We start from the raw sequence: 25,734 nt of genomic DNA, 5'->3' as shown, positions 1-25,734 counted from the left end.
ACGTCACGAAAGGAAGCACGCGATGCCGATCATCGAATCGAAGCTCAATCCGCGCTCGGACGATTTCAAGGCGAATGCCGCCGCGCTCGAAGCAGTCGTCGCGGACCTGCGCGAGAAGATCCACAAGCTGTCGCTCGGCGGCGGCGAGGCGGCGCGCGACAAGCACCTCTCGCGCGGCAAGCTGCTGCCGCGCGACCGCATTGCGCAACTGCTCGATCCGGGCACGCCGTTCCTCGAGTTCTCGCAACTCGCCGCGTACGGCATGTACCACGATGCAGCGCCCGGCGCGGGCATCATCACCGGCATCGGCCGCATCGCGGGCCAGGAGTGCGTGATCGTCTGCAACGATGCCACGGTGAAGGGCGGAACGTACTATCCCGTGACTGTGAAGAAGCACGTCCGGGCACAGGAAATCGCGCAGGAAAACCGCTTGCCGTGCGTGTATCTCGTCGATTCGGGCGGCGCGAACCTGCCGAACCAGGACGACGTGTTTCCCGATCGCGATCACTTCGGCCGCATCTTTTATAACCAGGCGAATCTCTCCGCGCAGGGCATCGAGCAGATCGCGGTCGTGATGGGCTCGTGCACGGCGGGCGGCGCATATGTGCCTGCCATGAGCGACGAGTCGATCATCGTGAAGAACCAGGGCACGATTTTCCTGGGCGGCCCGCCGCTCGTGAAGGCGGCGACCGGCGAAGAAGTCAGCGCCGAAGATCTTGGCGGCGGCGACGTGCACACGCGCCTTTCCGGCGTGGCCGATCATCTCGCACAGAACGATGCGCATGCGCTCGCGATTGCGCGCAGCATCGTCGGCAATCTGAATCGCACGAAGACGCCGCCTCTCGCGCTGCGCGATCCGCTGCCGCCGCGCTACGACGCGAAGAGCCTGTACGGCGTGATTCCTGTCGATACGCGCAAGCCGTTCGACGTGCGCGAAGCGATTGCGCGCATCGTCGACGATTCGGCATTCGACGAATTCAAGGCGCGCTACGGCACGACGCTCGTGACCGGTTTCGCGCACATCTGGGGCCATCCGGTGGGGATCGTCGCGAACAACGGCATCCTGTTTTCGGAGTCGGCGCTCAAGGGCACGCACTTCATCGAACTGTGCTGCCAGCGCAAGATCCCGCTCGTGTTTCTGCAGAACATCACGGGCTTCATGGTGGGCCGCAAGTACGAGAACGAAGGCATCGCACGCAACGGGGCGAAGATGGTGACGGCCGTGGCGACCGCGAAGGTGCCGAAGTTCACGGTGATCATCGGCGGGTCGTTCGGCGCAGGCAATTACGGCATGTGCGGCCGTGCGTATTCGCCGCGCTTTCTCTGGATGTGGCCGAATGCGCGCATCTCCGTGATGGGCGGCGAGCAGGCTGCGTCGGTGCTCGCGACGGTGCGCCGTGACGGTATCGAAGCGAAGGGCGGCAGCTGGAGCGCGGAAGAGGAAGAGGCGTTCAAGCAGCCGATCCGCGACCAGTACGAACGCCAGGGGCATCCGTACTATGCGAGCGCGCGGCTGTGGGACGACGGCGTGATCGATCCGGCGCAGACGCGCGACGTGCTCGGTCTGGGGCTTTCCGCGACGATGAACGCGCCTATCGAGGACACGCGCTTTGGCGTGTTCCGCATGTAAGCGTCGCTCGGGAAGGAGAGCTTGACGATGCAATACGAAACGCTGCTGGTCGACGTCGCCGGTCATGTCGCGACGGTCACGCTGAACCGGCCCGACGTGCGCAACGCTTTCAACGAAACGATGATCGCCGATGTTACCGCCGCATTCACGGCGCTCGGCGCGCGCGACGACGTGCGCGCGATCGTGCTGGCGGGCAGCGGCCGTGCGTTCTGCGCGGGCGCTGATCTGAACTGGATGCGCAAGATGGCCGGTTACTCCGACGAGGAAAACCGCGCCGATGCCATGCGTCTCGCGCAGATGCTCTCGGTGCTGTATCGCTGTCCGAAGCCGGTGGTCGCGCGCGTGCACGGCGACGTGTACGCGGGCGGCATGGGGCTCGTCTGCGCGGCCGATATCGTGGTTGCCGTCGAGACCGCCCATTTCTGCCTCTCCGAAGCGCGTCTCGGCCTGATGCCGGCGACTATCGCGCCGTATGTGATTCGCGCGCTGGGCGAGCAGGCATCGCGCCGCTATTTCGTCACGGCCGAGGCATTCGACTGCGCAACGGCCCAGCGCCTCGGCCTCGTGAGCGAGGCGGTGAGCGCCGACACGCTCGACGCCACCGTGCAGCGCATCGTCGAGGCGCTCGCGGCAAACAGTCCGAACGCGGTGCGCGAGTGCAAGCAACTGGTGCAGGATGTCGCGGGACGGCCGCTCGACGACGCGTTGATCGAGGACACGGCCATCCGTATCGCGCGCATCCGCGCGAGCGACGAAGGGCGCGAAGGCGTCTCGTCGTTCCTTGAAAAGCGCACGCCGCGCTGGCGCGGCCAGCCCACCGGCTGAGAGTCAGGGCTCATACGAACGACAGCGAGATCACATATGTTCAACAAGATCCTGATCGCCAACCGGGGCGAAATTGCGTGCCGCGTGGCGGCGACCTGCCGGAAACTCGGCATCAAGAGCGTGGCCGTTTACTCCGATGCCGACGCCAACGCGAAGCACGTCACCGCGTGCGACGAAGCCGTGCATATCGGCGAGGCGGCGGCTGCGCAAAGCTATCTGCGCATCGAGCGCATCATCGCCGCAGCGCGCGCAACGGGCGCGCAGGCGATTCATCCGGGCTATGGATTTCTTTCCGAAAACGAAGCCTTTGCGCGCGCATGCGACGAAGCGGGCCTCGTTTTCATCGGACCGCCGGTCGGGGCGATTGCCGCGATGGGCTCGAAGGCGGCCGCCAAAGCGCTGATGCAGGCGGCTTCGGTGCCGCTCGTGCCGGGCTATCACGGCGACGATCAGGACGCGGCGCTACTCCAGCGCGAAGCCGACGCAATGGGCTACCCGGTGCTGCTCAAGGCGAGTGCGGGCGGCGGCGGCAAGGGCATGCGCGTGGTCGAGCGCAGCGAGGACTTCGCCGCGGCGCTCGCGTCATGCAAGCGCGAGGCCGCGAGCAGCTTCGGCAACGACCGCGTGCTGATCGAGAAATATCTGCTGCGTCCGCGTCACGTCGAAGTGCAGGTGTTCGCCGACAAGCGTGGCGGCGCGGTGTATCTGTTCGATCGCGACTGCTCGGTGCAGCGGCGCCATCAGAAAGTGCTCGAGGAAGCGCCTGCGCCGGGGCTCGATGCGAGCGTGCGGCGCGCCATGGGCGAAGCCGCCGTCGCGGCGGCGCGCGCGGTGCATTACGTGGGCGCGGGCACGGTCGAATTCATCATGACCGGCGCCGAATTCTATTTCATGGAGATGAATACGCGCCTGCAGGTCGAGCATCCGGTGACCGAAATGATCACGGGGCTCGATCTCGTCGAATGGCAATTGCGCGTGGCCGCGGGCGAGCCGTTGCCGCTCGCACAGTCGCAGCTTGCGGTCCAGGGGCATGCGCTCGAAGCACGTATTTACGCTGAAAATCCCGCACGCGGTTTCTTGCCTTCCACGGGCACGCTCAAGCATCTGCGCATGCCTGAAGGCGTGGAGTTTGCGATTGGGGCGGCCGGACAGCGCGCGGCAGTGCGCATCGACAGCGGCGTGCGCGAAGGCGACACGATCACGCCGTTCTACGATCCGATGATCGCGAAGCTGATCGTGCACGGCACGACGCGCGAAGATGCGCTCGCGCGCATGCAGCGCGCGCTCGAAGCCTGCGAGGTGGTGGGGCCGCATACGAACGTCGAGTTCCTGCACCGGCTCGTGACGTGCGCGCCATTCGCCGCTGCCGATCTCGACACCGGCCTCATCGAACGCCATCACGATGCGCTTTTCGCGGCGCATCAGAAGCCGGTACGCGAAGCGCTCGCGCTGGCCAGCGCCGCGTTGCTCAGCCGCGAAGACGCATCCACACGGGACGCGTCGCCGTGGGCATCGCTCGTGCACTGGCGGCTGAACGGCGGCTATCAGCAGACAATCGGTTGGCGCGAGCTCGAAACCGACACGACGTTCCCGGCGACGTTTGCGCAGGATGGCGGCGCGCAAACGCTAGGCTGCGCAGGCAGCGTCGACGCGTATACGTGGTCGCGCGGGCGCGGTGCTGACGAATACGCGACGACTATCGGCGATACGCGTGTGACGGGCCGCGTGTTTATCGACGGCGACGTTTTTCACGTGTTCTGCCTCGGCACAGCCATGTCGTTCGAATGGCAGAACCTGCTCGCGCATGCCGCCGATTCGGACCACGGAGAAGGGCGCCTCACGGCGCCCATGCCGGGCAAGGTGATTGCGGTGCTCGTGGAGCCGGGCGCGGTGGTGGAGAAGGGCACGCCGCTCGTCGTCATGGAAGCGATGAAGATGGAGCACACGATTGGCGCGCCGTTCGGCGGCACGGTGACCGAGGTGTTGTACGCAGTGGGCGATCAGGTTACGGACGGCGCGCAATTGCTGGTGCTCGAAGTGAGCTGACCGCAGCAACAGGCTGTTCTCCCCTGGGCGTCTCGCAATGCGGGGCGCTTTTTTTTGCTTTTTCGCGGATTTCCGGGCACTTCCGTGAACGTTCGCCTCACGCGCTTAATGAGCGGTTTGCTCACGAAGCGCCAGGAGTATTTGCTCTCGCATCCATGCGTGTCCTGGCGCGTCCGCGTGTCGTCTGTGATAAGTGACCTTCAAGGTATATCCGGGAGCTTCGAACGGTGCGGGATAAATGCGCAATTTCAGAAGGGGCGCATATTCTTCCGCGATGCGTCTCGGCATCGTGATGATCAGATCCGAACCGGCAACGACGAACGGAGCCGCCATCAAACTCGGAAGATGAACGGCCGTGTCGCGTCGGTGGCCTGCTCTGAGGAGCGCGGCGTCGATGACGCTTCCCTCGTTGCTCCATGGCGTAACGACAACATGGCGCTCCGCCAGATATTGTTCGAGCGTAAGCGTATGACCGAGCCGGGGATGATGCTCGCGGGCAACGACAACATATTCGTCCGTGAAGCTTTCCAGCGATTCGAGCCCGCGATCGCTATTTCCGGGTTCGGAAAAACCAACCGCGAAATGGATGCGTCCCGTAGCCAGATCATCCGCGGAATCCCGGTGCGTGGAATAGACAACCTTGATTCGCAGACGCGGCGCCGACTGCTCCAGGATTGCCGCAAGTCTCGGAAGCAACGCGAAGGCCGTGAAGTCCGTGGCCGCGAATACGAAGGTCATCGTGCTCGTCAATGGCTCGAACGGCCCCGTGGCGGCTAGCGTGGCCGCAAGCGATCGCAATGCGTCTCGTACGCCATCTGCAATCTGGTCTGCCTTGGCAGTGGGTTGCATTCCGGCCCCGTACCGGACGAACAATTCATCGGACAGCGCATTGCGCAGACGATTGAGGGCGTGACTAAACGCGGACGGGCTCAATGCCAATTCGTCGGATGCGGCTACGACCGTCCGGTGGCGATAAAGCGCGTCGAACACCACGAGCAGATTGAGGTCGACACGTCTGAGCTGATCGTGCATGGCATACATTTTAAAGTGCTGAAAATGCAGTATATGCAACTCACTAACGCCCTACAATCCGGTTCTCAGAAAGTCATTGCGAATGGCTGATACGAGCAGATACCTGATGAACACGCCAACACCGACGTTCCGCAACGCAGTTCCCTCGGACATCACGCGCTGCTATGAAATCGAATCCTCGGCCTACGAGGGCGACGAAGCAGCGACCGAAGAAAAGATCGCTACCCGCATCCGGCAATACCCGCAGGGGTTCCTTGTGATGGAGCTGGAAGGGCGGGTGACCGGATTCATCAACTGCGGTTGTGCGTACAACGTCGTGATGTCCGATGAGCAGTTCAAGGAGCTGGTCGGTCACGATCCCGATGCGCCGAACGTCGTAATCATGTCGGTCGTGATCGACCCGGCTTATCAGGGGAGAGGCCTCGCGTCCTTGCTGATGCGTAAGTTCGTCAGCCGTATGCGTGAGCAGGGCAAGAAAACCATCCACTTGATGTGTAAAGAGCGCCACGTCGAGCTTTATCGACGGCTTGGTTACGACTACGTCAAGCCGTCCGACTCGGATCACGGCGGGATGTCGTGGCACGAAATGGTGATGATTTTGTAGCTGACTCGCGACGCCGCCAGCGTGCCGTTCTACTGCGACAAGGATCGAGTGTGAAAGCTTATTCCGCAATGGGGAGACAGGACGCTTCTTTCGATGACAGCGCCAGCGTTTTCGATGAAGTGATCGATCGCAAACACTCCAATTCGATGAAATGGGCGATCGCAGGCAAACTGCTCGCCGCCGACGAATCTGCGGCGCAACCGCTGCCGATGTGGGTTGCGGATATGGACTTCAAGTCTCCGCGCCCCGTAATCGATGCGCTGCACGAGGCCGTCGAGCACGGTGTGTTCGGCTATCCCGGCGGAGCGCCGGACAGCTATGTCGATGCCGTTGTCGGCTGGCAGGCGAGGCGCTTCGGATGGGAAGTCCCCAAGGAATGGGTGGTTCAGACCTCCGGCATCATCACGACGCTGAAGACTGCCGTACAGGCGTTTTCCGCGCCTGGCGACACGGTCCTGATCCAGCCGCCCGTCTACGCCCATTTTCATAACGATGTCCTCATGAACGGCCGCCATCTGGCCTTCGCACCGCTTGAGCGCAGCGAGACGGGTTACCGCTTCAATGCACGGACTTTCGAGGCGGCGATCCGGGACAACACAAAATTATTTATTCTCAGTAATCCACATAATCCGACCGGAAATGTGTGGACCGAGGACGAGCTTCGCACCATCGGCGAGATCTGCCTGCGGCGCGGCGTTCTCGTGGTCTCCGATGAGATCCATCAGGACCTGATCATCAACCCCGCCAGGCAGCACATCCCGTTCGCCTCGCTGGGCGAGAAGTTTGCGCAGAACAGCATCACGTGTACGGCCCCGAGCAAGACGTTCAACCTGCCCGGACTGCAGAGTGCGAATGTGTTCGTGCCCAACCGGCGTCTGCGCGAAGAATTGCTGCGACAGTACGATAGAAACATGTTCCCGCTGGTGAACATGCTCGGGATGGTTGCGGCAGAGGCTGCCTATACGCATGGCGAGCCGTGGCTCGAAGCGATGCTGGTCTATCTCCGCGAGAACCACGCCCATTTCGCGCGCGCGATCAATAGCGCCACTTCGAAGATCGAAGTACTGCCCGCCGATTCGCTCTACCTTGCCTGGATGGATTGCCGCGGACTTGGCATGGATGCGGAAACACTGGATAAATTCATGCTGACCACGGCCCGGCTGTGGCTCGACAAGGGGCAGAAGTTTGGCATCGAGGGGCACGGCTATATGCGGATCAATCTCGGGTGCCCCCGCTCCACCGTCGATGAAGCGATTCGCCGGCTGACCGCTGCGCTGGCCGGGCGCTGATCGGGTGATTCATGCAACAAACATAAACCGGGGTGAAGCGACCGTTCGGGTGCCTGAGCGATTCGATGTGTATGGCATTTTGTCCTGCTTAATGGAAGAAAAGGGTCGGTTGGCGATTACAATCCTCGACAAACAATGATCGGGGGCACCACATGTCGAGAACCGTATTCCACGGGCGTTTTTCGCATAGGGCACGCAGTCTCGCCTCACTACTCGCGATTTCGGTCAAGGTGCTGTTTCGGCGCATGATTGGAAAACCGCTGGTTCGTGAGTGGTCAATTTCTTTCGAAATCGGAACATTATTCTGGAGAGCCCAATTTAATCGGGCTTTCGCGCTGAAAGACATTGCGGACGGCAGAGCGTATCTGGATAGTTTGATTACCCGTACCGCCATGCGCCCGGCTGTCGAAATCCGTCCGGCCGGTGAAGGCGAGCCCCGAGGGGACTGGTTTATTCCGCGCGAGCGAACCAGCGATATCACGATGCTTTACTTTCACGGTGGCGGCTATACGTTCTACGCGACCGTGACACGCGAATTCATCGCCTTGCTTGCTCACTGGCTTGGCGTGCGCATCTTCGCGCCGGACTATCGACTCACGCCCGAGCATCCCCACCCCGCACAACTCGAGGACGGTTTGGAGGCGTATCGGTTTTTGCTTCGGCAAGGCGTCGATCCTTCGCGCCTGGTGGTATGCGGAGACTCGGCCGGCGGGCATTTGACCTTGATGACACTGTCGAAGCTGCGCGATGCCGCGCTTCCCCAGCCCGCGCTGGCGATTGGCATCAGTCCGTGGACGGATACGGGCCTGCGCGGCGCAAGCCAGTTCGGCAACGATCATTACGATCTGGTACAGGGATACATGACGCTTCAATTTTCTGCCTGGCTCAAAGGCGAAGGCCAATACGAGAACGCAGACCTTTCCCCGATCAACCAGTCATTTTCCGGTGTCGCGCCGATCTATATCCAGGCGGGCGGGAAAGAGATTCTCGTCGACATGATCAGAGACTTCGCACAATCCGTTCAGCATCAGGGAGGAAGGATCCGGCTGGATGTCTGGGAACACATGATTCACGAGTTTCATGGATACGGGCAGGAGGTTGCCGAGAGTAGCAACGCGCTGGAACGTATTCGTGAAGCGATTGCGTGGGCAACGGAACCGGATACGCGCGAGCCTTTCCCGGCAGCGGTGCAAACTGAAGTCGACCAACTGGTTGTGTAACGCGGCCAGCGGCGGCCCAACTGCACCGAGCCGCTGCTGGAATTGCCCATTCTCCCTGCGAAGACCGTCGCACGTCGCGAGCTACGTTATGTTGGAATGACCTCGCGCATCCTCCAGATACGTGTTACTCGCCAGAACCTACTCCGAATAAAAGCCCGATCCCACCAGACCTGGAATGCCGTCAATCGTGACTGCCTTCACATAGGTCCATTTGTGCGATGGCTGACTCTGCCCCGGTCGCAGGAACATGTAGTCGACCCAGCCCGATCCGGTTGATTCAGCCGCCTGGATCATCGCGTCATGAAATAGCTTGCCGTTGGCATCTTTCTGGCCGTGGACATTCGTTCCCTCCCGGGATGGGAAGGCCGGGTTCAGCAAGACATTTGCGTTCCGGTCGTATACGAACAGATAAGTATCGTCATGGAACCACTCGCTTCCTTTTTTTCTGAACTCTGAAAACGCAGCCTTGCCTTCGCTGTCGATCAACCCGGCGGCCTTGTCGACCAGCGCTTTCGTTTGTTTTGCTGCTTCAGACATTGGGGGCGATGACTGAGAAAACGCCGGTGATGCGGAGCAAAACAATCCGGCCAGTAACAGGATGCCCGTAAAGAGGGTTTTGCCGATCATCGCACGATCTCCAGTCATTGAGTTCAGCGCTGTTTCGTCCATCTCTTGAAGCGATCAGAAGCGCGGTTCGTGGGCGAGAAGCCCCGGCCTGCATGCAAAAGGCTAGTCGATGAAACACCGCTCGCCGAGAATCGTTTTCCCGCATGTTTACTGCAACAATGTTTTGCCGCTGCAGTGCATCACCTGCCTGCGACAATCTGCCATACTGCATCTCACGAAAGCGGCTTACGGTGATCGCTTTCGACGGCCCGCCTGTTTCGGCGGGCCTTTTTAATCTGGCCATTCGCGTCAGAAGCAAAACGTAAGGTATGAGTAGATGAACATTTCGATCGACACCCTGTTTTCGGAAGATGAACTTGCCGAAGACGCCGTTGTTACGGCACTCAATCATCAGGACATCGTGGTCGCGCTGTCCGCCGCGCTCGCGAAAGAGCGCGTCGCCGTGCTGCATATGCTCTATCCGCGCACCGACGCGCGCACGCACCGCAGCCTCGACGAGCTTATCGCCGCGCTGCATGGTCACGGCCTGCATCAAGTCGCACGCCTCGTTTCCGAGGAAGCGCATTACCTCGTGTTCAAGGACCCCGTGAAGGCGTGGAAGACCTTCCATGAAATCCGCAACGATTCGCTCGCCGTCGGCGTGCATCTGTACTACGCGGGCCTCGTGGGCGAAGCTGCCGAACGCAGCCTCGATGCGCATGCACACGGCCGCGATTAACGCCGCTCACCTTCGCTCTTTTTAGAATGTCGCGCGCCGTCTTCGGTCGCGCATTCTCCGCACGCAGGCGGACCCGCTCCATCTGTTCTTCAGTTAACGGCTTCGTACCCGCGCCAACAGCGCGCCTTTGCGGTCCGCCTGCATTCGGTTCGAAACTGCCTGACGCGTCACGCCCAAAATGGCCGACGCCGCCGCCGGATGCTGGCCTGACTTCACAGCCGTACCTCCTCCAGCCTGAATTCCCGCGTGTCTCGCGCACGCTTCAATTCGCTCATCTTCGTTTATCCTCGTTGTAGTTCAAGCCGCGGCAACGGACACGCTTTTTGCGTGCAAACTCATGGCCCGTGTCGCTGCTACAGCACGTTGCTGTGCGCATTTGCGCGGCATCCCGGTTCGTTTTGCGGTTGAATTCATGCTCGCCGTCGCGTGGAATTCACGTTCGATCCGGCGTGGAATATTCACGCAGGCGTGGCTAAACTATCTGACGCCTGCCGCGTTCACGCAGTATTTCCATTTAAATGCGAGCGCATATCAAGCCGTTGGCTTCCATCGATTCCGACTGAATTAACCCTCTGGGAGGAAGTGGCATGACCGACTCGAATCGTCGCGGGTCCCGGCACGAAGCCTGGCCGGTACTGACCGGCGCCGCGTTGCGGGTAGCCTTCGGCATCGTCTGGATCGTGGGCGCGGCGCTCACCTGGGCGCCGGGATTCGCAAGCCACTATGTGGGCTACCTGCACAACGCGGCCAATGGGCAGCCCCGCTGGTCGGCCTGGTGGTTCGGGATGTGGCTTGCGCTGGTCACGCCGCATGCCGGGCTGTTCGTGTGGCTGACGCGCCTTGCAGTGACGGCGCTGGCCTTCGCCCTGCTGCTGGGGTTCGCGCGCAAGTACACCTACGTGCTCGGCGCCCTGTTCAGCCTGCTGATCTGGTCCACCGCCGAAGGCTTCGGCGGCCCGTACACGGTGGGCGCCACCAACATGGGCACGGCGATCAGCTACGTGCTGGTCTTCATCGCGCTGATCCTCATCGACCACCGGGCCAGCCCCAATCCGTATAGCGTCGACTACCTGATCGAACGGCGTTGGCCGGGTTGGCGGCGGGTTGCCGAGTGGGGTCCCGCTGTCGATGCACCTCCCGTGGCGCCGCTGCCATGGCAGGTGCAGGCGCCGGTGCTGGCGGGCATCGCACTGCTCGTGGCATTGCTGTTGGCGGGCCTGCACAGCGCGCTGCATGTCCAGTCACCTTCGCAGACAGCAGCGGCCGCCGCGGTGGCGCCGTTGTCGCTGGCGTCGAGCCAGCCCGTCGCGCAGGCGCGTGACGCGCGCCTGCCGCCGCTCACGCCTGGCGACAGCGTGGCTGTGTCCATCGACGTCTCCGACCAGACCGTGGAAATTGCCAGCGGCGTGCAGTACCAGGCGTGGACCTTCGGCAAGAGCGTGCCCGGACCGGTCATCCATGTGCGCCAGGGACAGACTGTGAACGTGGTGCTCACCAATCACGGCACCATGCAGCACTCGATCGATTTTCATGCCGCAATCACGCCACCCAGCCTGCACTACGTGGACATCATGCCGGGCGAGTCGATCAAGTTCTCGTTCGTGGCCAAGGTGCCGGGCGCGTTCCTCTATCACTGCGGCACGCCGCCTGTGCTGCTGCACATCGCCAACGGCATGTACGGCGCGATCATCGTCGACCCGTCAACGCCGCTGCCGCCAGCCGCAGAGAGCTACGTGCTGGTGCAGGGCGAGTGGTACACCCAGCAGGTGAGCGGCAAGCTGATGGCCGGCGACTACGGGAAGATGCAGGAGATGCGCCCCGATGAGGTCGTGTTCAACGGCACCGCGTTCCAGTACCGCGACCATCCGCTCACAGCCAGGCCGGGCGACCGCGTGCGCATCTACATGGTGAACGCCGGCCCCAGTCTGTGGAGCGCATTCCATGTGATCGGCGCGATCTTCGAAAAGGTCTATCCCGGCGGTAATCCGGCCCAGGCCATCGACGGCGTCTCCACCTACAGCGTGGGACCGGGCGAGGGCGCGATCTTCGACCTGACCGTCGATGAACCGGGCAAGTATCCGTTCGTGGATCACGCGATGGCGCACATGGTGATGGGCGCGCAGGGCGTGCTGAAAGTGTCGGCGCCGGGCGGGGCGCCCGTGGCCGCGCCGCCGATCACCAAGGCGCCCGTGGCGGCAACGGCCCCCACGACTCCCGCCTCGCCCGCAGGCCCGTACAAGTTCGACCCGGCGCGCGGTGCTTCCCTGTACGCAGCCAGCTGTACGGCCTGCCACCAGGCCACCGGCATGGGTCTGCCCGGTGCATTCCCGCCGCTCAAGGACAACCCCGCGGTGCTAAACGACGATCCCGCCAAGCAGATCAGCGTGATCCTCAACGGCCTGCATGGCGAGGCCATCAACGGCATCAGCTACCCCAGCGTGATGCCGCCGTTTACCGCAACATTGAACGATGCGGACATCGCCGACATCGCGAATCACGAGCGCAGTTCGTGGGGCAACCAGGCCAGGCTGATCACTGCCGACCAGGTGAAGGCGGCCAGGGGCAAGTGAGTCATACCTGAGCGCGAGCTTTAGCACACCAAGCATTATTGAGCCGGATTACGACGGAGAGCAGCATGACGAATGACGAACGCGCGATTCGCGAACTCGTGCAGACCTGGATGGACGCCAGCCGCACAGGCGATACGGCGAAGGTGCTGAGCCTGATGACCGACGACGTGGTGTTCACGGTGCCCGGTCAGGAGCCGTTTGGCAAAGCCGAATATGCGGCGCTCTCGAAGGGGCAGCAAGGCATGCGCGTGGACGGCACGGCCGAAATCGTCGAGCTTCAGGTGCTGGGCGACTGGGCTTTTCTGCGCAGTCGTATCGAGATCTCCATCACGTCTCCCGATGCGACGCAGGCGATGCGTCGCGGGGGCTACACGCTCACGCTGCTGCGCAAGGATGCGAACGGGCGCTGGCTGCTGGCACGCGACGCCAATCTGGTCGCGCCCAAGGCGTAAAGCCGGTGCTTGCGGCGATCGAAGCGGTACTTTTCGTCGCTGCGTTCCTGCGTTCCTGCGTTGCTGCCGCAGTTGTTGCGATCCGCTAATACATCACCTGGCCCCGGCTCGATCACATGAAGAACCGCGCGGAAATCAAGGCGCTCGTGTTCGATGTCTTCGGAACGATCGTCGACTGGAGAAGCGGTGTCGCGAGAGAAGCGCAATCGTTTCTGAATCGCTACGCAGCGGGGCTGAACGCATTCGATTTCGCCGATGCGTGGCGACGCGAGTATTCGCCCTCCATGGAGGAAGTGCGCAGCGGACGCAGGCCGTACGTCCGGCTCGACGTCCTGCATCGCGAGAATCTCGTGAGCGTTCTGACCCAGTACGGCATTGCCGATGTTCCCGACCCGGAGATCGACGAACTCAACCTGGCCTGGCATCGCCTCGATCCCTGGCCGGATGCCGTCGCGGCGCTGTGCAGCCTGAAGCGCAAATTCATCATCGCGCCGCTGTCGAACGGGAATATTCGTCTGATGGTGGACATTGCCAAACGTGTTGGCTTGCCGTGGGATGCGATCCTCGGCGCCGAAGTTGCGCGCGCTTATAAACCCTCGCCGCAGGTCTACAGCGAGACTGTGGAAATCCTCGGTCTCGCACCGGCTGAACTGTGTCTTGTTGCGGCTCATAACAGCGATCTCGCTGCGGCTCGCCAGCTCGGTTTGAAAACGGCCTTCGTCGCGCGGCCGACCGAACACGGCCCTCATCAGAGAACGGACCTGAAAGCGGAAGCGGCGTGGGACTTCGTTGTCGACGATTTGAACGAACTCGCGAAACAGCTCGGCTGTGCGGATTGATTTCAGATCGGCCGCAACCGGTTCGGCCAGCGTGTGCATCGGGTGATTTCAAACCTCGATGTTATTTATCGGAGTAAAGCGGTTTGGCGGCACCTTTGCCTGGATTATGTGCGGTTCCGCGCACGCATCAGAAGATCACCGAATCTTGCGCTGGACTACACTTCAAATTGCTTTCGCACACAGGCATTCGCAAACAGACGAGACGTGACTGGATCAGAAGGAGGGCGAAAATGCACCGGACGATCAAGCAAGTGACAGTTGGGATACTCGCAATCTGGGTGGCTACGGTTTCCAACGCCGAGCCGCAATTCGCATCGCTTGGACACATCGTCGACGGAAACACGTATCGCGGCTTTTCATCCGCGGCGAAAGTGACCTACGTGGCGGGAGTTTTCGACGGCGTACTGGCCGCAGGTGCTTTGGGTGGCGCCGACGACACCCTCCTGGCGCTCAAACAATGCACGATGCACATGACGCTGGGCCAACTGGATACGATCGTCGACACGTACATCGAGAAAAACCCGTCGCAATGGGGAAACTCGATGAGCAAAATTGTGCTGCACGCGATTGACGACACCTGCAAGGGCCGTGGCATAACGATCTGGCCGGAAGACGGCTAGTTTTAACACCGATGACGCGCTCGATCGATCCCGGCTTCAGCGTGCCTGTTTCGTCCGTTCTTGTTTCGTCAGTTCTAATAGGCGCCGCCGGTATCGATCGTCAGATACAGCATGTCGCGTTCCAGCAGCTGGATGAAATGCTCGTCCTCCTGAAAGAGTTCTTCGAGAAGATCGCTGTTGGAAAGCACGCCGATGACGCGCCCGGATTCGATAACGGGTAGATGCCGGATCCGCTTTGCATGCATCAACCTCAGGCACGCGTCGCAGGTATGTCCGGGCGTTACATAGAACACCTGCGTCGTCATGATCTCGCCCACCCTGGTATGGGCGGCGTCGCGGCCGAGCACCTCGACTTTGCGCGCGTAATCGCGCTGAGACAAAACACCCACAAGATTGCTGCCCTGCAGCACCAACACGGTCGTGACGTCCTTGTCGGCCATCAGGTGCAGTGCGGCAAGCACGGTGTCATCGGGGCCGACCGAAATAACCTCCCTGGCGTTTACGGACAAAATCTGCCGTGCAGTCTTCCTTTCCTTTTTCATGACCGCCTCCATACAGAAAGGGCAGTACGTACGGGCTCAGCCTGAGCAAAGCTGGATCGGAATAGAATCACCAGGTCCGCGAAAGCCGGCCGATTTTTTTGTCTTCGTTGTTTTGCAGTGTAGATCGCCTGGCTTTGGCCGAACCAACAATTTCCCTTCATTCCTTCTTCGAACAGTGCCCCTGGTGCGGCACCGTATTTCCGCCCTTTTCCAAGGAGCAGATGATGCGAAAGATGCAGGTAGTGCAAGTGGCAAAACCCGGTGGACCGCTTGAGCTGGTCGAGCGCGACGTGCCCGAGCCGCCAGAGGGGCATGTCCTCGTCAAGGTGCAGGCCTGCGGGATCTGCCACAGCGATTCGCTCACGAAGGAAGGCCATTGGCCGGGCCTGCAATTTCCGCGCGTGCCGGGACACGAGATTGCAGGCGTGATCGAAAAGCTGGGCTCGCGTGTCGATGAATGGCAGGTCGGGCAGCGTATCGGCGTGGGCTGGCATGGCGGGCACTGCGGACATTGCGAACACTGCCGGCGTGGCGACTTCGTGCTGTGCAAGAGCGGGCGTATTCCGGGCATCAGCTACGACGGCGGTTACGCCGACTACATGATCGCGCCGCAGGAAGCACTTGCGCGCATGCCCAACGATCTCGCGGATGTCGATGCCGCGCCGCTTCTGTGCGCGGGCATCACCACCTTCAACGCGCTGCGCCATAGCGGCGCGCGCGCGGGCGACGTCGTGGCGATCCTCGGCATTGGCGGCCTGGGGCATCTCGGCGTGCAGTACGCGCGAAAGATGGGCTTCCTCACCGTGGCCATCGCGCGCGGGCAAGACAAAGCGCCGCTCGCGACGCAGCTCGGCGCGCATCACTACATCGACAGCGCCTCGCAGAACGTGGCCGAAGCGTTGCAGGCGCTTGGCGGCGCGCGCGTGATCCTCGCCACGGCCACGAGCGGCAAGGCGATGACCGCGGCGTTGGGCGGCCTGGGTCTGAACGGCAAGATGATCATGGTCGGCGTGTCGGAAGAGCCCGTGGAAGTGTCGATCACGCAGTTCATCATGGGCCGCCATTCGGTGCAGGGCTGGCCCTCGGGCACCGCCGCCGATTCACAGGACACGCTGGCGTTCAGTGCTCTTTCGGGCGTGAAGCCGATGATCGAGGAATATCCGCTTTCCCGCGCGGCCGAAGCCTATGACCGGATGATGAGCGGGAAAGCGCGTTTTCGCGTGGTGCTCAAGCCGGGAGGTTGAGTCGCATACCTGGCGAGCACCGCGCGCTCTGGTCACCGCTCACCGCTCCGGTCGCCGTTTCGTTGAGTCCGCAACGTAGGCGAACGGAGCAAGCCTGGGTCCGCGCATCCTGTTCATGCTGACCGCAGTCCTGCCGCGCGCGATCTCCAGCATGTCCGCACGCCGCGCGACAACCGCGCATCAGTGCGTACGCGCGACGCTGCATGCGTGATCGAGCAGACCCTCTGCCGTGCCGGTTCCGCCTTCCACGTCGCGCCCGCTGTTGACGATCAGCCAGCCGTCGCGGGCGGCGTCGGAACCGGCGCCGGTCACGAGGATCGTCTGCGCGCCCATCGTCTGCTGCGCGCCAAGGTCTCGCGCCACGACGCGGAACGGATTGTTGCGGTCGTCGAGGCTCGTGACGCGCGTGACGCGATAGCGTGTGCCGTCGAGCGTGATCCAGGTCCATGTGCCGGGTGCGTCGGCGCGATGCGGTGCGAGCGCTTCGGCGATATCGGTTCGCATGCAATCGACGTGAATGTGCAGCTGGTTTTGCGAGCGCCGTGTCGACGAATTAATTTCGAGTCCGAGCTGGTAGGCGGCGAGCTGCATATCGAGCTTCGTATCGACATGGTGTCCGGCGTTCCATGCGGCCACCCAATATTCAGGCGAGCCCGCGTAAAGAATTTCGGGGCTTTCGATGCCCGATACGCGGTCGGTCGGAATCAGCAGATATTGCGCGCGGCCCGCTATGTCCTTGAGCACCGCATAGCGCTTGTCGAGACTGACGCTCGTGCAGGGCGCGGGCTGGCCGGTGTCGCGTGCGTTCGGGATGCACTGGCCGCCGACGATTTGCCAGAGTGCGTTCGAGTCGACCCTGGACACTCGCGCGCAGCCGCTGGCGGCCACGAGCGCAGCGGCGCTGGCCGCGAGAAAGACGGACTTCAGAAGGGCGGTGTATCGCATGGGCGCGGCGCGGTCGTGACGGGAGAACAGGTCAGGCCGCGCTTCGCTGTGTCGCGATGGCGAGCGGCCCGGTGCAGCCGCGAGTGTAGCGGAATGCCTGTGTCAGGCCGGTTTCAGGCCGCCGCTTTAAGGCCGCCGCATTTGCGCCGGACTAGCGCTGGACTAGCGCCGGATTTAAGCCGGGTTTGGATCGCTTATTTGCGCGGCGGATGAAACGTGAGCGGATGCTCGTCGTCTTCGTTGTCGTCGGAGGGCTTCGGGCCACACGAGCCGCACGTCCCGCAACCGTCGGCGCAATTGCCGGTCGCGCCGCGCGGCTGCAGTGCGCGGCCGATGCGTTGCGCGAATGCGCCGCGTCCCGCCTTGAGCAGGCTGGCGGCGAGGGCGGCCTGGCGGCGCGCCACCAGCGTCGGCGCGAGCTTGCGCAGCGTGTAGAGCGCGCTCATGCCGACGAGCGCGACGATTACCGCATATTGAGCGATCAGTCCGGCGCTCATAAGAAGCGGCTCGCGATCTGATACGTGAGCAGCGATGCCAGATACGCCATCACGAACATGTAGCCAAACGAGGCCGACACCGCGCGCCACGAGCGCGTCTCGCGCCGGATCACGGCGAGCGTCGACATGCATTGCGGCGCGAACGCGAACCACACCATCAGCGAGAGCGCGCTCGCGAGCGAGAAGTTATGCGAGAGCGTGTGTCCGAGCCCGACGATGTCGGCGTCGCCGCCTGCCACGGAGTAGACCGTCGCGAGCGCGGCCACGGCGGTTTCGCGTGCGGCGAACGCAGGAATCAGCGAAAGGCTGATCTGCCAGTTAAAGCCGAGCGGTGCGAACGGATACTGCAGGAAGCGGCCCAGATAGCCGGCGAACGTGTAGTCGATGGCGGGACCGGTCGCGCCCGCGGGCGGCGAGGGGAACGTCGAGATGAACCACATCAGCACGCTCAGCGCGAGGATGATGCCGGTGAGACGCTTCAGGAAGATCATGCCGCGCTCCCACAGGCCGATGCCGATATCGCGCGCGCGCGGCATACGGTAGGACGGCAGCTCCATCAGCAGTGCGTGCTCGCGGCGGTCGCGGCGCAGATGCTTCATCACCCATCCCACCACCATCGCGCCGACGATGCCCGCGACATAGAGCACGAACAGCACGAGCCCCTGCAGGTTGAACACGCCGAAGATCAGGCGGTGCGGAATGAACGCGCCGATCAGGAGCGCATAGACGGGCAGCCGCGCGGAGCAGGTCATGAGCGGCGCGACGAGTATCGTCGCGAGACGGTCGCGCGGATCGGTGATGCTGCGCGTGCCCATGATGCCGGGAATCGCGCACGCGAAGCTCGACAGCAGCGGAATGAACGAGCGCCCCGTGAGCCCGACCGACACCATTACGCGGTCGAGCAGGAACGCCGCGCGCGGCAGATAGCCCGATTCCTCGAGGACGAGGATGAAGAAGAACAACACGAGAATCTCGGGCAGGAAGCCGAGCACCGTGCCGACACCGCTGAAGATCGCATCGGTCAAGAGGCTGCGCAGCGGCCCCTCCGGCAGCACCGCGCCCGTCGTGGCGCCGAGCCACGTGAAGGCGTCGCCGATCGCATCGGTGAGCGGCTTGCCGAGCGAGTAGACCGCCTGGAACACGAGGAACATCACGACCGCGAGGATCAGCGGACCGAAGACCGGATGCAGCGTCCAGCGGTCGAGGGCGTCGTCGCGCGCGTCGGTGGCGCGCGGCATCGTCACGGCTGCCGCGAGGATGCTGCGCACGGTGGCGTGCAGATCGTCCGCGTCTTCGGGGCGCGCGCTGTTGTTCGCGGCTTGCGCATCGGTGCGGTCGAGCAGATCGATCAGCGCCTCGGCGCCGCCGCGCTGCACCGCCACGGTTTCGACCACCGGCATGCCGAGCAGACGCGAGAGTTCCGCCACGTCGACGGTCACGCCGCGCCGCTTCGCGGCGTCCATCATGTTCAGCGCGAGCACGGCCGGGCGGCCGAGGCGTTTGACTTCGAGCACGAAGCGCAGATGCAGGCGCAGGTTCGTTGCGTCCGCAACGCAGACCACGAGGTCCGGCACGGCTTCGCCCGGATAGCGGCCGAGCAGCACGTCGCGAGTGACGCGTTCGTCGGGGCTCGTCGAATCGAAGCTGTATGCGCCCGGCAGATCGAGTAGCTGGACCTTGCGGCCCGAGGGCGTCGCGAAGCGGCCTTCCTTGCGCTCGACGGTGACGCCCGCGTAGTTGGCCACCTTCTGGCGTGCGCCGGTGAGCAGATTGAAGAGAGCGGTCTTGCCGCAGTTGGGATTGCCGACGAGGGCGATGCGCAGTGAGGCCTGACTCACGATGCGCTCGCCTCATGAACGCTCACGCGTTGTGCTTCGGCGCGGCGCAGCGCGAAGCGCGTCGAGCCGATCTGCACGAGCAGCGGATCGGCGCTCCAGGGCGCATGGGCGACGACGCGTACCGGTTCGCCCGGCACGAAACCGAGATCGCGCAGACGCTGGGCAATGGGATCGCGTTCATGCGCGTCGTCAACGCGCTCGACGTAGGCTGTGGTGCCTCTGGAGAGGTCTGTCAGACGCATGATGAAGGAGTGCAATTAATTCGAATGCGAACGATTCGCATTGTACCCCTCCGGGCGCGTAGGGGGCGGCGGCCTGACGCCGGTAGGGTCAATGTGTCGCGGCGATGCAATGGGAGCGCGGTTGAGCGGGCGCAAGGCGCGCCGCGGCGGGGCATGACGGGCGCGAAGGGTGTGACGGGGATGTGATGCGGGTGAAGGGGACGTGATGCGGACGTGAAGCGCGGCGCTTCGCGATGGCGATGCCGGTGCGCATGCCGCCGCGCGTCAAATCCTGGGCGCGGGCAGCGTGCCGAGAATCTGCTCGAATGCAAGCCCGATTGCGAGCAGGCGCCGGTCGCTGCCGAGCGGCCCGTCGAGTTCGAGGCCGACGGGCAGCCGCCCGTAGGCGAGCCCGGCAGGCAGCGCGAGCCCCGGAATTCCGGCGTTGCTGGCCGGATCGGTATTGCGCAGGTAGGCGTTCATCTCGTTGATGGGCGCGGCCCCGTCGATGGAAACGCGCGACGAACCGTTCAGGTCGTCGATGGGCACCGCGGCGAGGCGCGTGGTCGGGAACAGCAGCGCATCGAGTCCGCCGGCTGCAAATGTCTGCGCGTAAAGCAGTTGCAGTTGCGGGCGCCAGACCGAGATCGCGGTTTGATAGTCGCCGCCGCGCCGGTCGGCGAGCACGGCATCGTAGGCCGCGCGCACGTCCGGGCTGGCGATGCGCGCCGCCACCCCGGCGACGCTCTGGACCGGCGCCTGGTTCGCCACCAGCCACGCGTGCAGGTCCTCGATCGGTTCGTGCAGCGCGAGCGCGCTGCTCACGCGTTCGTTGAGCGCGAGCAGCTCGCTCATTTCGACGGGCACGAGCGTCACGCCGGCCGCTTCGAGTTTGCCGAGCGCTTCGCGCACCACGTCTTCCAGCGCGCGCTCGAGCCCTGCCCAGAGCGGTGCGGGCAATCCGATGCGCAGGTTCGCGACCGTTGCGTGCGCAAGCGGACCGTGACCGGTGATGACGCCGTCGAGCAGCGTCACGTCGGCGACGGTGCGCGCCATCGGCCCGACTGTGTCGCGCGTGTGGCTGATGGGCACGACGGCTTGCGGATCGTGATAGCGCCGCTGCGTGCCGCCGTCGCCGACGGACGGCCGCAGCCCGACGATGCCGCACAGTGCGGCGGGAATGCGTGTCGAGCCGCCTGTGTCGGTGCCGAGTCCGGCGGGCGCGATGCGTGCGGCGATGGCGGCGGCGGTGCCGCCCGACGATCCGCCGGGGATCCGCTTCCAATCGTAGGGATTGCGCACGGGCCCCGCGGCCGGGCTCAGATTCGTGCTCGTGATGCCGAACGCCAGTTCGTGCATGTTGGCCTTGCCGAGCAGGACGGCGCCCGCATCGACGAGCCGCTGCACCGAGGGCGCATGTCGCGCGGGCATGAAGCCTTCGAGTGCGGGCGTGGCCGCCGACGTTTGCAGGCCGCGCGTGTTGATGTTGTCCTTCACGACGATGGGCAGCCCGGCCAGCGGCAGGCGCGCACGCTCGCTTGCGCCGAGTGCGTCGATGCGGCGCGCGGCGGCCAGTGCGCCTTCGACGTCGAGCACGGTGAACGCATTGAGATTCGCGAGCGCCTCCGCGCGTGCGAGGAGCGTGGCGGCGTATTCGGCGGCCTTCAACTGGCCTGACTGGATCGCCTCGACGGCTTGCGTCGCGGTGAGCGCGATCTGCTTGTCGACAGTCCACGTCATGCGGTCGTTCTCCTCGACGTTCTGTTTGTGCCGCTCGTACTGTTCATACCGTTCGTACCGTTCATCGACGCAGTGCCGCGCGCGGGGCGGCGATGAACGATGCGCCGCCGTTCGGCTGGGTCAGGGTGTCGGACATGAAGCGTGGCCGTTCTCACTATGTGAGCGCCATTCTGTCACAACGGTCACGAAGCGTATTGCGTCAGGCGCAGTGTCGTTGCTCGTCGATCCACATGCACGCCCAGTGGTACGCGTAGGCCAGTGCGTTCGCTTCGTCGAAGAAGTAGTCGAGCGCATCGAACGAGCGGGCGTCGTCCGGCTGTGTGCCGATGGTCAGGTTGGCCGCGTACAGGCCGTTTGGCAGACGCTGCGCTGCCGGGGCAATGTCGTAGCCCTTGTAGCGGAAAACTGTGTTCATGGCGATCGATCTCTGCGTGCGGTCCGGGCGGCGCGCAAACCGGGCGGCGCAGGCACGTACGCATCGGGCCGCGCGCGTGCGGGCGGAACCAGGCGTTCGTCGCAGGCAAATCACGGGCGGACTGGAGCGGTCGGCGAAATGATCCGGATGAGGCGAGTTGCGTGTCCGGATTCAATGTCGTTCACAGGCTGTCCGGCGTCTGTGGGGTGGCGTACGAGCGGCCCCGGCGGATGTGCACCATGCGTGCGGTGGCGGACGTTGCGCGGCCAGGGATTGCGGCACCGTGCTGCACAGCACGGTGCCGGGCCGCGCCGCGACAGCTAGCGGTGCACGTCCGCCTGGCGGTGCGCGCTCGCGCCGTAACTGACCTGCACCACGTTACCGTCCGGGCCGATCTGCGGCTCGATGAACGGCGTGAGGTGATGCCCGGGTGCTGCGCTGCGAGGCGTCGCCCGGGGGCGCGGCGCCGGTGCGCGCGACGCGGGCTCGACAACCCTGCGCGTGACCGGGTGATCCACGGAGGCGAGCTTGCGTTTCGGGCCGTGGTGCGCGTGGCACGTTTTGGCGGGTGAGAGGGAATGCACCCCCGGCATGCGCGCCTCCGGGGGATTCCAGATCTCGATGTAGCGCTCCCCGGCGATCGCGGTGGACGCGAGGACGCACAGCACGGTCCCGGTCATGATGAATCGCACGTCGTCTTCTCCCTGTCGATGTATGTCGCCGCGCGGCATGCGGCGGCGGAAAATACCCGCTCCTGTCCGGCGGGCTATGCCGGACGCATTTGCCGGCAGCACGCACTGTACATACACACAATTTCTAACGCAAACGTTTGCCGTGGGGCGCGCTGCGAGATGTTGCGCGAGCGCAGGAGTGGTCGAAATCGCGGCTGGCCGGCAACGCGGTGTTCGCTGCGGCGCTGCCGCCGGAGACGGGCAGTCGGGCCGTGTTCGTTCCGGTCGCTGCATATCGTCAGAAATGCAGATGATCGAATGCGATTGGCCGCTGCATGGACGTTACGCCACACCGCAAAAATCGGGGAAATCTCAGTCGAAGCGTTCCGCTCGCCAGGGCCGTGGATCCGTGAAGGTGGGCGTGTGCGTCATCATCTCCGCGAGCAGGCGGCCCGTCACGGGACCGAGCGTGAGTCCGTGATGATTGTGGCCGAACGCGAACCAGAGGCCGGGATGGCGCGGCGCAGGGCCGATCACGGGGCGCATGTCGGGCGTGCAGGGCCGCATGCCGAGCCACGGTTGCGGGTCGAGGCGTTCCCCAAGGCCGAACAGCGGCTTGGCGATCGCCTCGGCGCGCGCGAGCTGAACGCCGGTCGGGGCCGTGCCGCGCCGGGCGAGTTCGACGCCGGTGGTGAGCCGCACGCCTTGCTGCATGGGCGCGATGGCGTAGCCGAATTCGCTGTCGACGACCGGCGCGGAAAGCGCCCCGCGTTCGGGACGGTAGTGCATGTGATAGCCGCGCTTCGCGCGCAGCGGAATGCGATAGCCGAGCGGCTCGAACACGGTATCCGACCATGGGCCGAGCGCCACGACCGCCTCGCGCGCGGCCAGTTCGCCCTGCTCCGTCTGCACGGTCCACGCGTCGCCTGCGCGGCGCAACGTCGTGGCGTCGCCGATGGCGAGCGTGCCGCCTTCGGCAGCAAAGAGGCGCGCATAACGCGCGACGAGTTCGCCGGGATTGATGACCGTCTTAGGATCGAGCCAGTGCAGCGCGCCCGCGAGGCCCGGCGCGAGACTCGGCTCGTGCGCGCGCAAGGCCGCCGCGTCGAGCACGCTCACTTGCAGGCCATGATCGCGTGCCCGGCGTTCCGCCAGTGCCGCTTCGAGTTCGAAGCGCCGACCCGTGTGATACGCCTGCAGCCAGCCGCTTGCGCGCACGAGCGATGCGGCGTCGGCGCGCGCGACCAGTGCATCGTGCTCGGCGACGCTGCGCTCGATGAGCGGCAGCATGTCCCGCGACGCAGCCGCGTGGCGCTGCGGCGACGATTCCCACCAGAAGCGCGCGAGCCACGTCGCGTACGACGGCAGGGCGCGATAGTCCCAGTAGAGATCGATTGAGCGGTTGCGCGCATGGCGTAGCAGCGTGCCGATGTCGCGCGGAAAACCGTACGGCACCACCGACGAGCGCTCGATGAGCCCCGCGTTGCCGAAGCTCGTTTCTTCGCCCGGACCGCGCCGGTCCACGAGCGCCACGCGGCGGCCGCGGTCCTGCAGATGCAGCGCCACACTTACACCAACAATGCCGGCACCCAGAACGATGACATCGAATTCCATAAGCTCGCGCGATTCGTCATGCAGTGTGAAGTCGGGTGGCCGCTGCGCGGCCGACGCACGCCGCCAGCAGTGCCGGGCAGCCGGCTCAAACTGTAACTACGGCGCGCCGGGATCGCAAGCGTTCGGAAAGCACGCCGCAATGCGCAGAAATGCGCCGAATTGCGCCGCAGTGAGCGTCGGCGGCGTGCACTTGCTGCGGCGCCCGGTCGCGTTGCCGCAGCGCCCAATCGCGACGATGTCCCGATTCGCCGCGTGATCCGTTGCTAAACTAGTGAAGTCGCGCAAACACGCCTTGCGCAATCCACGAGGGGAACACAATGGTGCGGTACCGGCACTACAAGGGTGGCGTCTACGAACTGGTCTGCGAGGCGACGCTCGAATCCGACCCGTCTGTCACGATGATCGTGTACCGCGCGGCGAACGGCACGATCTGGACGCGGCCAGCTTCGGTGTTCTTCGAACTCGTCGAACACGAAGGTGCGCTGGTGCCGCGCTTTGCGCCCGTCAACTGAAACCTGAACTTCGCCCTGCGCGGCGCTCACGACCATGCGTCTTCTGATCGCGATCTTCTTGCCCTGGTTGCTGTTTTTCACGATTGGCCGTCCACTGGCGGGCGTGATCTGTCTGATTCTCCAGATCACGCTGATCGGCTGGATTCCGGCTGCTATCTGGGCCGTCTATTCACTCAGCCAGTTCCACACCGACCGAAAGATCGACGCGGCATTCGGCAAGCGCCGGTCATGAGTGTGTGTAAAAGCCGCCATGACACGTGTAATGGCAGCTAACAATTCGGTCAGAACTTAATAACGCCTCTGTTTTCTTACACATAGAAAGGGGGGTGAGCAATGATCAAGGTCGTCTTTATCGCAGGCGCGATTGCGCTGCTGGGCGGGTGCGTGGTCGCGCCCGGTTATGACTATGGCTACGGCTATGGCTACGGACAGCCATATCCCGGTTACTACGGCTACGCGCCTGCTTACGGAACCGTGGACGTCGGCATTTGGGGCGGTGGCGGCTGGCGTGGCGGTGGAGACCACGATTGGTGGGGCGGCGGACGCGGTGGACGCGGCGGCCGTGGCAGGCGCTAACCCGCTAACCTTTAACCGTTACCCGCGTAAAAAACTGTCTGCGCAAATGCGCAGGCTGAAAACCATCAGGCCCGCCTCTCTCGCGAGGGCGGGCCTGATGGTTTGCGTGCCTCAGGTTTATGCCGAGGCCCGTTCAATTCAAGTCGGTTACTGGCCCGATTGCGACGTACCGTTCGTCGACGGACCAAAAGCGGTCGCAGCGCGCTGGGCGTCGACCTTCGCTTCGGCGGCCTGGATATTGTCGGGATAGTGCATCCAGTCGTTCGGGTTGTAACCGGCGGCGCGAAGTTGCGTGAGTTCGGCGCGTACCTGTGCGCGGGTCACGGGTTGTTGTTGCTGGGCGAACGAAAGAGCCGGAACGGTGAGCACTGCGGCAACCACGGCGGCCTTGAGAATCGATTTCATGACGCTACCTCCAAATATATTTTGTGAGTGGCCTCGGCGTGT

General features: G+C 63.8%; 27 protein-coding genes. 15 read left to right on the top strand and 12 right to left on the bottom strand.

Annotated elements, in window-relative coordinates:
* Positions 1-22 precede the first annotated feature (22 nt).
* The 3 genes from Q0L30_RS08930 to Q0L30_RS08920 are packed head-to-tail and all read left to right on the top strand — an operon-like array spanning position 23 to position 4,501.
* On the top strand, positions 23-1,630 hold the full coding sequence (locus Q0L30_RS08930) for a carboxyl transferase domain-containing protein (RefSeq protein ID WP_296654052.1): 1,608 nt from the start codon (positions 23-25) through the stop codon (positions 1,628-1,630).
* Positions 1,631-1,657: 27 nt separating this feature from the next.
* A complete protein-coding gene (locus Q0L30_RS08925; protein WP_296654050.1) occupies positions 1,658-2,455 on the top strand; it encodes an enoyl-CoA hydratase/isomerase family protein in 798 nt (265 codons plus the stop codon).
* 36 nt (positions 2,456-2,491) lie between these two features.
* Positions 2,492-4,501 (top strand): acetyl/propionyl/methylcrotonyl-CoA carboxylase subunit alpha, encoded by a 2,010-nt coding sequence (locus tag Q0L30_RS08920; protein WP_296654049.1) that lies wholly within the window; start codon positions 2,492-2,494, stop codon positions 4,499-4,501.
* Between the two features lie 105 nt (positions 4,502-4,606).
* Here Q0L30_RS08920 and Q0L30_RS08915 read toward each other — a convergent pair whose 3' ends face one another.
* Positions 4,607-5,533, bottom strand: a complete 927-nt coding sequence (locus tag Q0L30_RS08915; protein WP_296654141.1) for a LysR family transcriptional regulator — start codon at positions 5,531-5,533, stop codon at positions 4,607-4,609.
* 106 nt (positions 5,534-5,639) lie between these two features.
* Between Q0L30_RS08915 and Q0L30_RS08910 the strand changes: the two genes are divergently transcribed.
* The 3 genes from Q0L30_RS08910 (at position 5,640) to Q0L30_RS08900 (ending at position 8,646) form a co-directional block, all read left to right on the top strand.
* Positions 5,640-6,137: a GNAT family N-acetyltransferase gene (locus tag Q0L30_RS08910; RefSeq protein ID WP_296654047.1), complete on the top strand. Its 498-nt coding sequence runs from the start codon at positions 5,640-5,642 to the stop codon at positions 6,135-6,137.
* A gap of 68 nt (positions 6,138-6,205) precedes the next feature.
* Positions 6,206-7,426 carry a MalY/PatB family protein gene (locus Q0L30_RS08905; RefSeq protein ID WP_296654139.1) on the top strand — a complete coding sequence of 407 codons (1,221 nt, stop codon included), beginning with the start codon at positions 6,206-6,208 and terminating at the stop codon, positions 7,424-7,426.
* A gap of 152 nt (positions 7,427-7,578) precedes the next feature.
* The gene (locus Q0L30_RS08900) at positions 7,579-8,646 is read left to right on the top strand and encodes an alpha/beta hydrolase (protein ID WP_296654045.1); all 1,068 of its coding nucleotides are present in this window, start codon (positions 7,579-7,581) and stop codon (positions 8,644-8,646) included.
* 138 nt (positions 8,647-8,784) lie between these two features.
* Here the strand turns inward: Q0L30_RS08900 and Q0L30_RS08895 are convergent, their stop codons facing one another.
* Complete coding sequence (locus tag Q0L30_RS08895) at positions 8,785-9,273, bottom strand: cache domain-containing protein (RefSeq protein WP_296654041.1); 489 nt, start codon at positions 9,271-9,273, stop codon at positions 8,785-8,787.
* Between the two features lie 316 nt (positions 9,274-9,589).
* On the opposite strand from Q0L30_RS08895, the gene Q0L30_RS08890 reads away from it, so the two are divergent.
* The 5 genes from Q0L30_RS08890 (at position 9,590) to Q0L30_RS08870 (ending at position 14,472) form a co-directional block, all read left to right on the top strand.
* Complete coding sequence (locus Q0L30_RS08890; protein ID WP_296654038.1) at positions 9,590-9,991, top strand: hypothetical protein; 402 nt, start codon at positions 9,590-9,592, stop codon at positions 9,989-9,991.
* A gap of 587 nt (positions 9,992-10,578) precedes the next feature.
* Entirely contained in the window at positions 10,579-12,561 is a 1,983-nt protein-coding gene (locus Q0L30_RS08885) for a multicopper oxidase domain-containing protein (protein ID WP_296654036.1), read from the top strand.
* A 65-nt stretch (positions 12,562-12,626) separates the two neighbouring features.
* Entirely contained in the window at positions 12,627-13,013 is a 387-nt protein-coding gene (locus Q0L30_RS08880) for an SgcJ/EcaC family oxidoreductase (RefSeq protein ID WP_296654033.1), read from the top strand.
* A 116-nt stretch (positions 13,014-13,129) separates the two neighbouring features.
* The gene (locus Q0L30_RS08875) at positions 13,130-13,852 is read left to right on the top strand and encodes a haloacid dehalogenase type II (RefSeq protein WP_296654030.1); all 723 of its coding nucleotides are present in this window, start codon (positions 13,130-13,132) and stop codon (positions 13,850-13,852) included.
* Positions 13,853-14,082: 230 nt separating this feature from the next.
* Positions 14,083-14,472 (top strand): hypothetical protein, encoded by a 390-nt coding sequence (locus Q0L30_RS08870; RefSeq protein WP_296654027.1) that lies wholly within the window; start codon positions 14,083-14,085, stop codon positions 14,470-14,472.
* A 74-nt stretch (positions 14,473-14,546) separates the two neighbouring features.
* On the opposite strand, the gene Q0L30_RS08865 is transcribed toward Q0L30_RS08870, so the two are convergent.
* Positions 14,547-15,014: a CBS domain-containing protein gene (locus Q0L30_RS08865; RefSeq protein ID WP_296654026.1), complete on the bottom strand. Its 468-nt coding sequence runs from the start codon at positions 15,012-15,014 to the stop codon at positions 14,547-14,549.
* 224 nt (positions 15,015-15,238) lie between these two features.
* Here Q0L30_RS08865 and Q0L30_RS08860 point away from each other — a divergent pair, with 224 nt between their 5' ends.
* Positions 15,239-16,258: an alcohol dehydrogenase gene (locus tag Q0L30_RS08860; protein WP_296654138.1), complete on the top strand. Its 1,020-nt coding sequence runs from the start codon at positions 15,239-15,241 to the stop codon at positions 16,256-16,258.
* A 180-nt stretch (positions 16,259-16,438) separates the two neighbouring features.
* Here the strand turns inward: Q0L30_RS08860 and Q0L30_RS08855 are convergent, their stop codons facing one another.
* The 8 genes from Q0L30_RS08855 to Q0L30_RS08820 all read right to left on the bottom strand — a co-directional run bounded on the left by Q0L30_RS08855 (position 16,439) and on the right by Q0L30_RS08820 (position 24,199).
* Positions 16,439-17,203, bottom strand: coding sequence for a CDP-diacylglycerol diphosphatase (locus tag Q0L30_RS08855; RefSeq protein ID WP_296654024.1), 765 nt, complete (start codon positions 17,201-17,203; stop codon positions 16,439-16,441).
* 194 nt (positions 17,204-17,397) lie between these two features.
* Positions 17,398-17,700 carry a DUF6587 family protein gene (locus Q0L30_RS08850; protein ID WP_296654022.1) on the bottom strand — a complete coding sequence of 101 codons (303 nt, stop codon included), beginning with the start codon at positions 17,698-17,700 and terminating at the stop codon, positions 17,398-17,400.
* Entirely contained in the window at positions 17,697-19,538 is a 1,842-nt protein-coding gene (locus tag Q0L30_RS08845) for a ferrous iron transporter B (protein WP_296654020.1), read from the bottom strand. Before Q0L30_RS08845 ends, Q0L30_RS08850 begins: the two co-directional genes overlap by 4 nt.
* On the bottom strand, positions 19,535-19,780 hold the full coding sequence (locus Q0L30_RS08840) for a FeoA family protein (protein ID WP_296654017.1): 246 nt from the start codon (positions 19,778-19,780) through the stop codon (positions 19,535-19,537). Before Q0L30_RS08840 ends, Q0L30_RS08845 begins: the two co-directional genes overlap by 4 nt.
* Positions 19,781-20,044: 264 nt before the next feature.
* The gene (iaaH, locus tag Q0L30_RS08835; RefSeq protein ID WP_296654015.1) at positions 20,045-21,499 is read right to left on the bottom strand and encodes an indoleacetamide hydrolase; all 1,455 of its coding nucleotides are present in this window, start codon (positions 21,497-21,499) and stop codon (positions 20,045-20,047) included.
* Between the two features lie 199 nt (positions 21,500-21,698).
* A complete protein-coding gene (locus tag Q0L30_RS08830) occupies positions 21,699-21,914 on the bottom strand; it encodes a transcriptional regulator (RefSeq protein ID WP_296654012.1) in 216 nt (71 codons plus the stop codon).
* Positions 21,915-22,234: 320 nt separating this feature from the next.
* Entirely contained in the window at positions 22,235-22,606 is a 372-nt protein-coding gene (locus tag Q0L30_RS08825) for a hypothetical protein (protein WP_296654010.1), read from the bottom strand.
* Between the two features lie 351 nt (positions 22,607-22,957).
* On the bottom strand, positions 22,958-24,199 hold the full coding sequence (locus Q0L30_RS08820; protein WP_296654006.1) for an FAD-binding oxidoreductase: 1,242 nt from the start codon (positions 24,197-24,199) through the stop codon (positions 22,958-22,960).
* 317 nt (positions 24,200-24,516) lie between these two features.
* Here Q0L30_RS08820 and Q0L30_RS08815 point away from each other — a divergent pair, with 317 nt between their 5' ends.
* From Q0L30_RS08815 to Q0L30_RS08805, 3 genes are all read left to right on the top strand, one after another.
* Positions 24,517-24,711, top strand: a complete 195-nt coding sequence (locus Q0L30_RS08815) for a DUF1653 domain-containing protein (protein WP_293041070.1) — start codon at positions 24,517-24,519, stop codon at positions 24,709-24,711.
* Positions 24,712-24,745: 34 nt separating this feature from the next.
* Entirely contained in the window at positions 24,746-24,943 is a 198-nt protein-coding gene (locus Q0L30_RS08810; protein WP_293041067.1) for a YqaE/Pmp3 family membrane protein, read from the top strand.
* Positions 24,944-25,044: 101 nt separating this feature from the next.
* Complete coding sequence (locus Q0L30_RS08805; RefSeq protein WP_296654002.1) at positions 25,045-25,287, top strand: hypothetical protein; 243 nt, start codon at positions 25,045-25,047, stop codon at positions 25,285-25,287.
* A 147-nt stretch (positions 25,288-25,434) separates the two neighbouring features.
* Here the strand turns inward: Q0L30_RS08805 and Q0L30_RS08800 are convergent, their stop codons facing one another.
* Positions 25,435-25,692, bottom strand: coding sequence for a DUF4148 domain-containing protein (locus Q0L30_RS08800; RefSeq protein ID WP_296653996.1), 258 nt, complete (start codon positions 25,690-25,692; stop codon positions 25,435-25,437).
* Between the last annotated feature and the right edge of the window lie 42 nt (positions 25,693-25,734).

It is taken from the genome of Paraburkholderia sp. (assembly GCF_024281035.1).
GTDB lineage: Bacteria > Pseudomonadota > Gammaproteobacteria > Burkholderiales > Burkholderiaceae > Paraburkholderia.
This window is presented reverse-complemented; position numbering and strand designations above follow the sequence as displayed.

Excerpts from the sequence above, each read along its gene's own strand:
- Q0L30_RS08875 (WP_296654030.1), top strand. The coding sequence starts at position 13,130 with ATGAAGAACCGCGCGGAAATCAAGGCGCTCGTGTTCGATGTCTTCGGA.
- Q0L30_RS08890 (WP_296654038.1), top strand. The coding sequence starts at position 9,590 with ATGAACATTTCGATCGACACCCTGTTTTCGGAAGATGAACTTGCCGAA.
- Q0L30_RS08905 (WP_296654139.1), top strand. The coding sequence starts at position 6,206 with ATGGGGAGACAGGACGCTTCTTTCGATGACAGCGCCAGCGTTTTCGAT.
- Q0L30_RS08830 (WP_296654012.1), bottom strand. The coding sequence starts at position 21,914 with ATGAACACAGTTTTCCGCTACAAGGGCTACGACATTGCCCCGGCAGCG.
- Q0L30_RS08820 (WP_296654006.1), bottom strand. The coding sequence starts at position 24,199 with ATGGAATTCGATGTCATCGTTCTGGGTGCCGGCATTGTTGGTGTAAGT.
- Q0L30_RS08920 (WP_296654049.1), top strand. The coding sequence starts at position 2,492 with ATGTTCAACAAGATCCTGATCGCCAACCGGGGCGAAATTGCGTGCCGC.
- Q0L30_RS08840 (WP_296654017.1), bottom strand. The coding sequence starts at position 19,780 with ATGCGTCTGACAGACCTCTCCAGAGGCACCACAGCCTACGTCGAGCGC.
- Q0L30_RS08815 (WP_293041070.1), top strand. The coding sequence starts at position 24,517 with ATGGTGCGGTACCGGCACTACAAGGGTGGCGTCTACGAACTGGTCTGC.
- Q0L30_RS08925 (WP_296654050.1), top strand. The coding sequence starts at position 1,658 with ATGCAATACGAAACGCTGCTGGTCGACGTCGCCGGTCATGTCGCGACG.
- Q0L30_RS08910 (WP_296654047.1), top strand. The coding sequence starts at position 5,640 with ATGAACACGCCAACACCGACGTTCCGCAACGCAGTTCCCTCGGACATC.
- Q0L30_RS08885 (WP_296654036.1), top strand. The coding sequence starts at position 10,579 with ATGACCGACTCGAATCGTCGCGGGTCCCGGCACGAAGCCTGGCCGGTA.
- Q0L30_RS08900 (WP_296654045.1), top strand. The coding sequence starts at position 7,579 with ATGTCGAGAACCGTATTCCACGGGCGTTTTTCGCATAGGGCACGCAGT.
- Q0L30_RS08930 (WP_296654052.1), top strand. The coding sequence starts at position 23 with ATGCCGATCATCGAATCGAAGCTCAATCCGCGCTCGGACGATTTCAAG.
- Q0L30_RS08800 (WP_296653996.1), bottom strand. The coding sequence starts at position 25,692 with ATGAAATCGATTCTCAAGGCCGCCGTGGTTGCCGCAGTGCTCACCGTT.
- iaaH (WP_296654015.1), bottom strand. The coding sequence starts at position 21,499 with ATGACGTGGACTGTCGACAAGCAGATCGCGCTCACCGCGACGCAAGCC.
- Q0L30_RS08850 (WP_296654022.1), bottom strand. The coding sequence starts at position 17,700 with ATGAGCGCCGGACTGATCGCTCAATATGCGGTAATCGTCGCGCTCGTC.
- Q0L30_RS08860 (WP_296654138.1), top strand. The coding sequence starts at position 15,239 with ATGCGAAAGATGCAGGTAGTGCAAGTGGCAAAACCCGGTGGACCGCTT.
- Q0L30_RS08865 (WP_296654026.1), bottom strand. The coding sequence starts at position 15,014 with ATGAAAAAGGAAAGGAAGACTGCACGGCAGATTTTGTCCGTAAACGCC.
- Q0L30_RS08870 (WP_296654027.1), top strand. The coding sequence starts at position 14,083 with ATGCACCGGACGATCAAGCAAGTGACAGTTGGGATACTCGCAATCTGG.
- Q0L30_RS08805 (WP_296654002.1), top strand. The coding sequence starts at position 25,045 with ATGATCAAGGTCGTCTTTATCGCAGGCGCGATTGCGCTGCTGGGCGGG.
- Q0L30_RS08810 (WP_293041067.1), top strand. The coding sequence starts at position 24,746 with ATGCGTCTTCTGATCGCGATCTTCTTGCCCTGGTTGCTGTTTTTCACG.
- Q0L30_RS08855 (WP_296654024.1), bottom strand. The coding sequence starts at position 17,203 with ATGCGATACACCGCCCTTCTGAAGTCCGTCTTTCTCGCGGCCAGCGCC.
- Q0L30_RS08880 (WP_296654033.1), top strand. The coding sequence starts at position 12,627 with ATGACGAATGACGAACGCGCGATTCGCGAACTCGTGCAGACCTGGATG.
- Q0L30_RS08915 (WP_296654141.1), bottom strand. The coding sequence starts at position 5,533 with ATGCACGATCAGCTCAGACGTGTCGACCTCAATCTGCTCGTGGTGTTC.
- Q0L30_RS08895 (WP_296654041.1), bottom strand. The coding sequence starts at position 9,273 with ATGATCGGCAAAACCCTCTTTACGGGCATCCTGTTACTGGCCGGATTG.